The sequence below is a fragment of the Flammeovirga sp. EKP202 genome (assembly GCF_014534745.1).
In the GTDB taxonomy this organism is placed as follows: domain Bacteria; phylum Bacteroidota; class Bacteroidia; order Cytophagales; family Flammeovirgaceae; genus Flammeovirga.
The window spans coordinates 76,674-89,309 of the sequence record NZ_JACVVP010000013.1 but is presented as its reverse complement, the minus strand read 5'-3'; the positions used below and the strand labels follow the sequence as shown (position 1 = coordinate 89,309).

At 36.6% G+C, this 12,636-nt stretch carries 6 protein-coding genes; all 6 read right to left on the bottom strand.

The features are described 5' to 3' along the window. Positions 1 to 600: 600 nt before the first annotated feature. On the bottom strand, positions 601 to 1,218 hold the full coding sequence (locus IC221_RS10270; RefSeq protein ID WP_188168887.1) for an NPCBM/NEW2 domain-containing protein: 618 nt from the start codon (positions 1,216 to 1,218) through the stop codon (positions 601 to 603). Beyond that, complete coding sequence (locus IC221_RS10265; RefSeq protein WP_188168886.1) at positions 1,212 to 1,631, bottom strand: NPCBM/NEW2 domain-containing protein; 420 nt, start codon at positions 1,629 to 1,631, stop codon at positions 1,212 to 1,214. The genes IC221_RS10270 and IC221_RS10265 overlap by 7 nt, the downstream gene beginning before the upstream one ends. Positions 1,632 to 2,005: 374 nt before the next feature. After that, entirely contained in the window at positions 2,006 to 3,610 is a 1,605-nt protein-coding gene (locus IC221_RS10260) for a hypothetical protein (protein WP_188168885.1), read from the bottom strand. 21 nt (positions 3,611 to 3,631) lie between these two features. Continuing rightward, positions 3,632 to 5,350 (bottom strand): RagB/SusD family nutrient uptake outer membrane protein, encoded by a 1,719-nt coding sequence (locus tag IC221_RS10255; RefSeq protein ID WP_188168884.1) that lies wholly within the window; start codon positions 5,348 to 5,350, stop codon positions 3,632 to 3,634. A gap of 17 nt (positions 5,351 to 5,367) precedes the next feature. Then, positions 5,368 to 8,454 carry a TonB-dependent receptor gene (locus tag IC221_RS10250; protein WP_188168883.1) on the bottom strand — a complete coding sequence of 1,029 codons (3,087 nt, stop codon included), beginning with the start codon at positions 8,452 to 8,454 and terminating at the stop codon, positions 5,368 to 5,370. Between the two features lie 859 nt (positions 8,455 to 9,313). Then, complete coding sequence (locus IC221_RS10245) at positions 9,314 to 12,559, bottom strand: glycoside hydrolase family 2 TIM barrel-domain containing protein (RefSeq protein WP_188168882.1); 3,246 nt, start codon at positions 12,557 to 12,559, stop codon at positions 9,314 to 9,316. Positions 12,560 to 12,636: the final 77 nt, after the last annotated feature.

Here is a 12,636-nt window from a genome sequence, read left to right as displayed (position 1 = left end):
CAAAATCAATTAAAACTGAAACTGAATCAAAGCTTTATCATTTATCAATTTCTTGAGCGATTGTGATATTTGTATCCCTCAGATGATCAGAGATCTTATGATTTCTAACCGCACTAAACCCATGATGCACATATTACAATGAAGGTTTAATTGCTACTTTGAAAGGATAAACAGGGAGTTTCTCGCTATAATAAAGCTCTATTTCAGCATAATTTTCAAAAGAATAATATAGCGTAGCTGCCTTTAATGGAAGTTCTACTTTATTCTTACTAAACTCGCTACACTCAAACAAAAAAATTACTTTTAACGACTCAATCCATAAAATTCTTAACACTTTTTCCTTCAAGGCCGAGGAAAGTACTACCAAATGAAATGGGTAGAGAATCCACTGGCGTGAATGTTAAGCGTTTGCGTCATTCGTCTCTTACAGATCAGCATAAATCTCCCGATTTCTAAATAGTATAACTATTCGAAAATTAAATTAATATGTACTTAATCGGCATAGCCACACGTTAAGGGATAGAATTTGTTCAAAATAAAAAAGTCTACAAAAGCATTTGTAGACTCTTTCAATATACATTTTATCAATAAAACTATTGATTACTTCGCACCACCTGACAATAAGAAGTATGCGCCACCCCAGCTTGCATGGTCGCCTCCTTGGTTTCCATCAGCATCAACTACTAATAATGTCAACTCTTTCTTTCCTTTTACATCTAAAACTAATTGTTCTACTTTTTGAGCTCCTCTATCTCCGATTTCGCCACTGTTATAAACCTCTTTTCCATCTATTAAGATTTTCATGATGATTTTGCCAGCGTTAGAATCATTACCACCTGGAGTAACCACAAATGATTTATAGTTAGATGCAACTGGGAATTTCAGTTTTGAAGGTGCATGAACTCCAATACCATGATTGAATTTTTTTCCACCAATGCTGATTGTTCCACCATCAATTGATTTATCATCCATTACTCTCCAATAAGAGTCTACCATTGATGCTTTTGCAGCTGATAAATATTCTTTATCACCTGAAAGTTCATCATCCATCAATGATTTCTTGAATACTTTAGCGTACTCAGGGTCTTTTACTGCATTTTCTTTTTTACCTTCAACAAAAAATGCATCGGCCCAGTTGGCATGATCACCACCTTTTTCTCCTAAATCATCGACAATTAACTCAAGGCTTGTTGCTCCTTTCACCTCAAAAGCTAACATCTTTGGTGAATAGCTTTTTTGTTTACTATGAATCTTTCCAGTAGCAAAAATTTTCCATCTACAAAAATTTTCATTGAAATTTTACCATTATGTGCTGCATCTGCGCCAGGTACTACATAGAACATTTCGGCTTTTGATGGAACTGCATAAACTAGTTTAGAAGGTGCGTGTACTCCTAAACCTTTCGAATATTCCTGACCTCTCATTGACATCTTCTCGCCTGAAACCGACTTATTCTCATGAATTCTCCAAAAAGACTCTGAAGATATTGCCAAATCTGCTACTCTTAAATATACTTTTTCACCTTCGATCACTTGCACCGGAGCCTCTTCTGTAGTAGGTGCTTGAGCAAAAGTATTTAAACTAAATGCAACGCTTGCTGCTGCCAATAATATTTTCTTTTGAATTTTCATTTCACTTGTCATTAAATATAAGTAACCAAAATCAGAATTAGTTTACTGTCTATTCTATCTGATTTTTTAAAAGAACTTTTCTCTAGAGTTGTTGAACAAAATTATGCATTAGGTCACATTTCAATTGAAAATAATCTTTCATTATTTATAATATATTTGACATTCAACGCTGATATAGCACATTTTAAGCGTCATTTATACGATTTTGTATCATTATCTCTGCTTTTTATGCTCTTCATCTTTATAACCGAAAAAACCGCAGTGGTAATAGTACAACTGCGGCTTCCCATAAAATCTCAAAAACAAAAAGGATGAAGTTTTACAATTTTCATTGCAAAACTCCATCCCTATTTACTTACAAACCTCTCTTTAAATTAAGGTCTTGGGTAATATCTCTTCAATCGAAGGTTATCAATGTATACTGTCGTTGGCTCACTACCAGTATTCACTATCTTCATAATCAAGTTATATTCACTGATTACGTTTTTCACATCAATTACATTCGAGAATGTTAACCACTTTCCTTCTTCTGCATTAGCATAACCGTGAGCTACTTCTTGCCAGTCAGAACCTTTGTTACTTAAGTGGAAACGGATGTTCGTATCGAACGTGGCACCTGGGTGTCTTTCTCCACCATTGTTAACAATAAAGATGTCGAATTCTAATCTTAATTTGTTGTTTTCGTTTTCAGTGAAATCAAACTTATGTAATGCTCCATTTAAGTAAGTTTGGATTGCCGATGGCTTCACTGGACGATCTGCTGTACCTGCAGGAATTGTAACCTTCAAACTATGACTTCCTTCTGAAACTTCTTCTGTAGATTGCTCTAAGAGATCTGGAACAACATTTCCTAACCATGCAGGATCTGCACCTCTGTAAACCATTGCACTGTTCTCATAGCTATAGTCGAAACCTGATGATTTTAATACATCTTCTTCAGAACCAACTAATACTTCATCAGTGAACTTATCAGCAATTGCTGCATCTTGTGATTCTAATGAGTTTCCAGTGTAAGTAACCGTTACTTCATCATTACTGTATACCAATTCATCACCGATTTCAAGAACAAGGAAACTTGCATTGTCAGGGCTTACATAAGCAGCAGTAACTTCAGGAGTCAATACTTCATCTTTTGCTGTAGTAAGTGTTACGCTATAATCTGAAGCTTTTGGAGAGTTGGCATTTAAACCTCTTGAGTACACTAAGTTGATTTTCTTGCTTGCATCAGTCGTTACTCGCTCTAAAAGTAATGGCTCATCTGAACGAACACATTTCACGAAATCTACAACTACCAAAGTATCTGAACTCATTGGTCTTTGTCTCACGAATACAGGAGCAAAGCTGTATACTTTATCCAATGTTACATATTTCACATCAAATGTGTTAGCATTAGCATCTTCAGCTACTAATTCTGCACCGTGTAACTCTCCTTGAATCAATGTAGGATTACCTGTTGCATCATAAGTAAATCGTAATATACTACCGAAAGGAATCTCTGTTGGAGTTGTTGGTTCCATTGAAATTTCATCACCCAATGTACCATCAGACAATAATAAATTTGCTTTGATGCTGTTGAGTTTCACTGCAGGCATTACAGTTACTACAATCGTTGTATCAATTTCGTTTGTCTCTCTCGGAACTGTTTCAGAACCTACAAAAGCATTTTCTTGGAATACTTGACTTAATGTCACTTCCCAAGTTCCTTCCTTATGGAAAGTACCTCTCACTTGAGCGTCTTGAGGGTTACCTTCCACTGTTACATTTGAATCTGGGAAAATCCATTGTCTAGTTTCAACACCTTGAGACACATCTGCAAAATCAATGTGTTGATTAATATTGATGACATTATCATTGCCCACTTGTGATACTCTCACCACGCTATGGCTTGGTGTTAGCACTGTTGGATTGTTCATCTCTTCACCACAAGCCCCCAATAAAAAGGCTAGTGATGAGATAATGAATAATTTTATATATTTCATATTTATCATGATTGATCTCTATTAAATTGCTTCGTTAGCTTGAACTTCAGCTGCTGGAATTGGGAAGTAATCGTGCTGATCTGGACTGTAGAAACTCCAGTTGTTTACAAAGTCAGGACGAATACGACCTTCGATATAAAGTGGAGGAAGAATAGGTACTACCTCATTTTCATCTTGTAATTTTTCGAAGTTTTCGATTCTTAAAACCTCATCATTGTGATGGCTTGTGAAAACATCTTTTACCATACCCCATCTTACTAAATCTCTCCATCTTGTATTTTCGAACGCTAACTCTGTTGGACGCTCTACCATACGAAGGTGAGTTCTGATGTTTTCCAATGTAGCTGGTACAATTGGATGAGCACCATATAAATCTTGAGAGATGTGTAACTGAGGAATACCACCGTCGTTACTGATATAGTCTTGAATAGTTACAACTCCTGCACGAGATCTTACTTTATCAATGTATTCAATCGCCGTATTCAAATCGCTTGATGCTTCTAATACCGCCTCTGCATACATTAAGTAAACATCTGACAATCTCATGTGCTTGTAGTTGATAGAAGATCTGTTTTCAATATTCTCTGTATCCATGTGGTACCAGTTTGCATACTTTTTCACGTATGACGACTCACCGTTACCCCATCTTCTACCTACTTCTGCTTTTAAGTCTGCTGCTGTTTTGTTGTAATATAACCCCTCTGCATCACGACCTGCTAATGTTGCAGTGTATCTTGATGAATGAGCATCTGAACCTGCTACTGAATCGGCCACTAATAATTCATGTGCCCAATATGTAGGCATCATACCTTGCCATCCACCTAGTGAATAAGGACCATACCAACGTGCTAACTTTGTAGACTCACCACCTGATACGTTTCCTCCATCGTCAACAATACTTGCATCTTGAGCTCCAGAGTTGATAGAACCATCAAAAGGTACTTCCATAATAGACTCTGAATTGTAAATCACATCATGTCTGAAGTTTTCTGCATAGTTAGAAGACAACTGATAAAGTCCTGAGTCAATTACCTTTTTGAATTCAACAGCTGCATTTGACCATTCTTTGTTGTATAGGTATACTTTTCCAAGTAATGTAGTAGCCATACCCCAAGTTGCTCTACCTAAGTCAGACTCCGGTCTTGTTAATGGAAGATGCTCGATAGCATATTGCAAATCTGGGATAATTACTTGACCTGTTACCTCTACGATTGTTGAGAATGGTACATTGTGATCTGTAATTTTAGAAGAAGTTTTAATTACACCTCCACCAAAAGTATGTGCTACTTCAAAGTAGAAGAAGGCTCTTAAGAAACGTGCTTGAGATAAAATCTCTTCTTTTCTTTCCTCAGAAATTTCTTCAATTGTTGGCACATTGTCAATCACCTGATTGGCTCTGAAAATACCATTGTAACATTCTGCCCACTTGTTAAATACAGGTGTACTGTTATCAGGAATTACTAATTCAGTGTAAGGGAAGTGTCTTACCCAGTCATTTGTTCCACCTAAATCACTTCTAATCATTTCGTAAGTCAAGTGGCCTCCACTTACAGATTGAAATTGTAATGCTGCATAAACTGTTGTCAAAGCGGCTTCAGCATCTGCTTCTGTTTTCCAGAATGTTGGTTCTGTAATAGCGTTAGGATTCTTTCTGGTTAGAAAGTCATCATGATTACACGATGTCATAAAGAACAACCCTGCTAGTAATTTTACGACTAATATCTTTTTTAAAGCATTCATTGTGATACTTTTTTAAATTAAAAACTAATTTGAGCACCAATTAAGAACTGTCTTGATACAGGGTAGTTACCTCTATCTACACCTCTCATTGCAAGGTTCTCACCACCTACTTCAGGGTCATAACCTCTGTATTTTGTAAAAGTGAACGGGTTCACTGCTGATACATATACTCTTGCTTTTGAAATCCCTGTTTCTTGTCCGATTACTCTGCTTAGATCATAACCTAAAGTGATTGTTCTAATTCTGAAGTAAGTACCGTCTTCTAACCAAAGGTCAGATTGAGATCTCACGTTTTCACTTTGCGAATAAGTCACTAATGGAATATCAGATGTTGGGTTTTGTGGGCTCCACATTCCAACTAAATCAGTGTGTCTACTCTGAGCGTATGCAAAAAGTCTTGATCCATTGTAAATCTTAGCACCGTGTGAATAGTAACCTTGGATGAAGAAATCAAATCCTTTGTACCCTAATGAAGCGATAATCCCTGATTCAAAATCAGGCATTCCTGATCCAGCGTATACTCTATCATTGTCAGTGATTTCACCGTCTCCATCTTGATCTACATATCTTACATCACCTAATCGAGCAGTAGGATTGATTGTTTCTTGGTATTCCTTCAACTCCTCATCTGTTCTGATGATACCGTCTGTTTGTACTAAGAAGAACGATGCTGCCTCATGACCTACTGCCATAAACGTAGTGTAATCCATTGAACCCATTGTTAATGATGGACGACCACCTGCATAACCTCTTTGTACTCCATTTAGGTTCGTTACCTCATTCACGTTTTTCGTAAATGTCAACCCAATATTATAGTTTAAACCATATTCTGTTTGGTTCTTATAATTTAGTGCTAATTCAAGACCCGTGTTGGTCATATCACCCGCATTCAATGTGAACGTTCTGTAGATTTCTACTTCGTTGTTCTCTCTTGTTACGTTAGCACCTGCTGATAATGGTAGTTGCTGACCAAGAATCATGTTTTGCTTTTGGTTTCTGTAAACATCTGCAGTAAACTGAACACGATCATTCCACATTGTTACGTCAATACCAATGTTTTGTGCAATGGCAGTTTCCCATGAGATATTAGGGTTAGCAAATCTTCTTTGAGCTAAACCTGGAGTTAACTCTTGGTTGTAACCGTATAAGTAGTTAACACCTTGCTCAATCACTGGAGAAGCGATGTAAGGGTTAGAACCTACTCTATTGTTACCCAACTCTGCATATGATGCTCTTAGTTTTAATCCGCTGATAAAATCAACATTCCAGAAATCTTCTTGGTCTACGTTCCAACCTAATGAAACACCTGGGAAGACATCAAATCTGTTGTCAGTTCTGAACTGCGAAGTACCATCTCTTCTTAGTGATACTGAAAGTAAGTACTTACTGTCGTAGCTATATTGCAATCTACCCATCATACCTACTAATGCTGTTTCTTGAATTTGACCTACTGGATTTGAGATCGATACCGCTGCACCTGGTACTCTGATATCGTTATTACCATTTTCAGCAAATGCCATTAAAAGACCTGTAGTTCTGTTAGTGTACTGCTCTAATGAGTAAGTACCAGTGAAGTTTAAGTTATGCTTACCGAACGACTTATTATAAGTCAAAATATTTTCTAAAGTATATCTTTCATTCCATGTATAGTCTTCGTTTGATCTTGCTTGTGGTCTAGAAGCTGCAGGTACATAATTACCTCCTGCATCAATAATAGTATATTTTGGTTGGAAACGATCTCTAGTTGAGTTTAAGAAGTTACTACCTGCTCTTACTTGGTAAGTTAAACCTTTTAAGATTTCGTAAGAAGCACTTAATGCAATATTAAATCTCTTCGTGTTTGTCTCATCTGTATTGGACATGATTCCTGATAAATAACTGTAAGTAATTTCGTTTTGATCTGGAATCTGAACAATATCACCGTTTGTTGGTAATTCCTCTAAAGGAGTACTCCATGGTCTTTGTGTAATTGCTCTTTCATAAATTGCCCAAGGCTCACTGTTTGTGTTTTCGTTTTGGAAACCAACTGAAGCAAACATCTTGAACTTGTTCTTATTCATCGAACCTGTTAAACGAGTTGCTAAACGATCATAACCAGAGTTGATAATAATACCTTCTTGGTTGAAGTAGTTAACGTTGGCGTTGATTTGTAAATCGCCTTTACCTGAAGCTACGTTTAATTCATAATTTTGAATCGCTGCGTTGTCATTTTGAATCGCTCCAATAAAGTCTGAATTATTTTCTAAAGCTCTTGGGTTTTCTGATAATACTGAAGAAGGAATACCTGTTGCATCCGCTCTTAACTGATCATAGTAGAACTGTTGGTGTGTATCCATCAATGGCGTACCTGATGTAATGTTTTGAACACCACCCCATGCAGTGAAATCTACTCTTACTTTTCCTGGATCACCTGTTTTTGTAGTGATCAAAATTACACCGTTTGATGCTCTTACACCGTAGATCGCTGCTGATGCACCATCTTTCAAGATATCAACCGATTTGATTTGCGAAGGTGCAATATTAGGGTTGCTTTGGTAAGGAATACCATCCACTACATATAGTGGCTCCGTTGAACCTGTAATTGAACCTACACCTCTAATTTGGATGTTAGCAGAAGCACCTGGAGCACCACTTGATGCTTGAACGTTAACACCGGCAACTTGACCTTGTAATGCTGTTCCTAAATCTGGAGTTGGCATTTTCTCAAGTGCTTCAGAGCCCACGTTATTTACAGCACCCGTAACTTCCTTTTTCTTTTGAGTACCATAACCTACTACTACTACCTCATCTAGTAATTCTAGATCTTCCTTTAAGCTGATATCGAAATTAGTAGTTGTTCCTACTGCGTGCTCTTGAGGTACATAACCGATATAGTTAAATACTAGAACATCTTCTTTAAGAACATTGATACTAAAGTTACCATCAAAATCGGTTACAGTACCTTTTGCTGTACCTTTCACCAATACATTTACACCAGGGAGTGGCTGACCATTATCTGTCACTTTACCTGAAACAACAACTTCTTGAGCAAGAGAAATAGTTGTATAAAAAATCATTAAGAAGAAGGTTATAAACCCTGCTTTTGGTATCACTTTCCGATTCATACTAAGTTTACTTAAGAATAACATAACTTTATGATTAATGAACAGATGTTGAAAGAGTGAGCTGAACCACGCTTTCTCTGAAAAAAATTAATGTAGACGAACGTTGCTATCTTACATTACAATATTACTTAAGACTTGAGAGAGCTTATGTGTAATAATTACCCTTTACTTACACTTTTTTAACATCTTAAGAAGAGAGGGTAAAAAGGAGTTAGTTTTGGTTAGAATTCGATAGTTTTTAGGGTAAAAAAGTGCCTCTCTGGGGTAAATTTTAAGTTTAAAACGCTAAAAAATGTTATCTATAAACCTTATTTACCCAACGTTTTTATCCTAATTATTCCTGTTTTGTTACCTAATATGCAAGAATCTGAGGTTTAAGGAGAAGCTCCATGACTTAATGAAGTACATTGTAAACTAAGTTTTCGAATATTTTTAATATTTAGAAATCAGGAGATTTTTGCTGATCTGTAGGACACGAATGACACTTACGCTTAACATTCGCGCCAGTGGACTTTCTACCCAATCCGTTTGGTAATGCTTCCCCATGGCCTTGAAGGGAAAAGTATGAAGAATTTCATGAGTGCAGTGCTGTAGGAATATTGCATTGCTACGTCCTCTCGAACCATTTATTATTCACATAAAAAATAACAAGATCTTAGTTTACAGTTTACAAAGTCATTTTAATGTAATAAAAAACTCCTAAGTAAAAGTTACTTAGGAGTTAGTCACAATGAAATGAAATGAAATTTTACATCAAAATCTATCATAGGTACATCGAAAGTCTATGTCTACAATTATGACTTTCAATGAATTGATCGCTTTTAACTAAGGGTTGATTACACTATTTATATATATTAAACTACTTAAAATCATTTTTCATGTATTCACCATGAATACTAAATCCTAATCTATACGTCTTTTTGTCCATTCTAAATTGGGGTTGAGTCACTGATAATGTGCCACCCAAACCTGCCTGTTCAGCAAGAATATTGACCGTGAAGTAATCGTCTTCTACCAATTCATACTGATGCTTGGCATTTTTGATTTTACTAGAAGAATAAGGCCATATCGAAAAATCGAATGTACTCTCAGCTTCTAACATCCACTGTCCTTCTTTACCACTTACTTTAAACCATTTGGTATCGGTTCTATTTCCCGTCTCCTGAGGTTTGATATAAGGATAATAGAGGTCTTTGGTGCCCATCGTATAAACATCCATCAAACTACTTCTCTTTCTATCTGCATACGATTCAAAAGGGCCATTACCATAATATTCTACCTCATTATATGACTTTGGAATACCAAATTGAACACCAAATGCAATAAGGTTTGGTACATCACATAACCTCGTAACTTCTGCATCAACGTCAATTTTTTGACCTGTAATGGTATATGTCACCACCACCTCAACGCTATCTTTTAAAACTTTCTCTACTTCTATTTTAAAAGTCTTGCCATCCACTTTTTTGGACTTCACTTTCACATCAGTCCATCGACGCTCAATGTTTTTCCAAAAGTTGGTAGACTTTCCGATAGGACGTGCACTAATACCTCTCACATCATTATCGACAGAAGGTCTCCAGAAGTTGAGTTGTAATGGCTTGCTCAACAGGTCTTTTCCATTATAAGTAAATGTTTTAAGATCTCCGGTTGTCGCATCAATAGCGATACTACTTTGACCACCTTGAAACAAGTACTCTGAAGTCGTTTTGGTCAACTCGATCTTCTCTGGCTTTGACTGATTTACAACGGCTTTTGATCCTGCTTTTAAAAGTAATTGTTCATACGCTACAACACTTCCTTTCTTACACCACAATTGGTCCTTCCCTTCTTTCATCTCTACCGTAATCCAATAATCTTTATGATTATTCCACTCTACATTTTCCATTGATAATGATAATTGAGTGTGTGATAATGGATCGCAATTGACCGTTGGAAGTTGTCCGCGTTGTATCACTTTTCCTTCCTCTTGGATTGTATATTCAAAAGTGTAGTTGGAAAGGTTCGTAAATGAAAATCTATTTTTGATATCCAATACTTGTTGGTCTTTGTCAGACCAAATAATCGCTACAGGTTGGAATACATATTTTGCTTCATAAGCATGAGGATTGGGAGATAAATCAGGAGCAAAGACACCATTGATACAAAAGTTTTGATCATTTGGTAAATCACCAAAATCACCTCCGTAAGCATAAAATTGTTCTCCTTTATTATTTTTATGGACCAAACCTTGATCCCTGAAATCCCAAATAAAACCACCCATCACATTTGGTGTTGCTCTGATGTAATCCCAGTATTCACCTAGACCACCCATCGAATTTCCCATTGCATGCATATATTCACACAAAACGATAGGACGCGTGATATTTTCATTCTTTGAAAGATGTACCACCTGAGCAAAATTAGGATACATTCTACTTACTACATCCACATAAAACGCATCATAAGGATTGGCCATTGATTCCCAATTTTGAGAAGTATACCCCACGTTATCACCTTCTTTGTAATCCGGGTGACTTGGATTGCCCTGTGCTCCTTCATAATGAACAAAGCGTGTAGGATCAAAATCTTTTACCCAAGATGCCGCTGCTGCAAAAGCTGGCCCTGTACCAGATTCGTTACCCAATGACCATGAGATCACACAAGGTTGATTCTTGTCTCTTTCCACCATTCTTGTAACTCTACTCATCATAGCTGCAACCCAAGAAGGTTGGTTTGGAATATAACTTCCCAAGTGATGACACTCAATGTTGGCTTCATCCATCACGTACAAACCATACTTATTGCATAACTCTAAAAAATAAGGATCGTTTGGATAGTGAGAGGTACGAACCGCGTTGAAGTTATATTGTTTCAACAATTGAATCTCTTCTTCCATATCTACTCTACTGATCGCCTTTCCTTTGGTCGGATGATGATCGTGTCTGTTGACTCCCATGATTTTAATCGGAGTTCCATTCACTAATAAAGCATTGTTTTCATCAAATTCAATCGTTCTGAAACCCAAAGTATGGGCTCTAGCTTCTACTACATTTCCTTTTTGATCTTCAATCCACAACACCAATTGATACAGATGAGGTGTTTCTGCTGACCAAAGTTTAGGGTTTTCAAAAGCAGCTTCCAATAAACCAAACTTAGGCATATCTCTAGGAGGCCATCTCTGTTCGTATACTTTTTGAAGTGAAACCTGCATTTCTTTCTCAAGAACGGCTTTGTTTTCATCATCATAAAGCATTCCTTTTAGCTTTAATTGGGGTAATTTTTTCACATCACCTTCCATCCATAAGCTAGGTCTAATTCGTAGTTTTACTTTTGAACGATCATCATTGAAATCTGTTTTTACATAGAAATCATTGAGGGCAATCTTTGGTTGAGCAATCAACATCACATCTCTATGAATACCACTCAATCGCCACATGTCTTGATCTTCCAAATAACTTCCGTCACTATAACGGAAAACTTGAACAGCTAACTTATTTTTTCCGGCTTGAACATAATCAGTCACGTCAAACTCAGCTGCTAAACAGCTTCCTTGACTGTAACCGACTTTCTCACCGTTTACCCATAGGTAAAAGGCTGATGTTACTCCACCAAAGTGAAGAATAATGGATTGATCTTCCTTCCATGAAGTAGGAATTTCAAACTCTTTGAGGTAAGAACCAACGGGGTTGTCTCTATATATTTTGGGAGGAAGCGGAGGTTGGGGACCTTTCCAATTGTATACCAAAGTTGTATCCAAAATATTTGGTGTAAATGGATACGTGATATTCGTATAAATAGGTTGACCATAACCTAGCATTTCCCAGTTAGAGGGCACTTGTATTTGATCCCATTGAGAAGCATCAAAATCCGCTTTCATAAAATCTTGTGAACGCAGTTCCTCTTTTGGAACAAACTCGAATTGCCACTTTCCATTTAATGAAATAAATCTTGATTGCACTCTATCTCCTTCCAATGCTTTTTCAACAGATGGATAAGAGTAAGAGGCTACTCTTGGATCTAATTTATTGATTTCAAATACATGTTCATTTTCCCAGTCCTTTTGTGCAAAAGAAGACAGTGTTGAAAATAAAAGTATTGAAATAAAAATGATTTTTTTATGCATTACGATAAGTCTCTTTAGAATTATATACCGTATTTAAGCGATATTTGATACCATCATTTCACAACTTTACTCGTGAT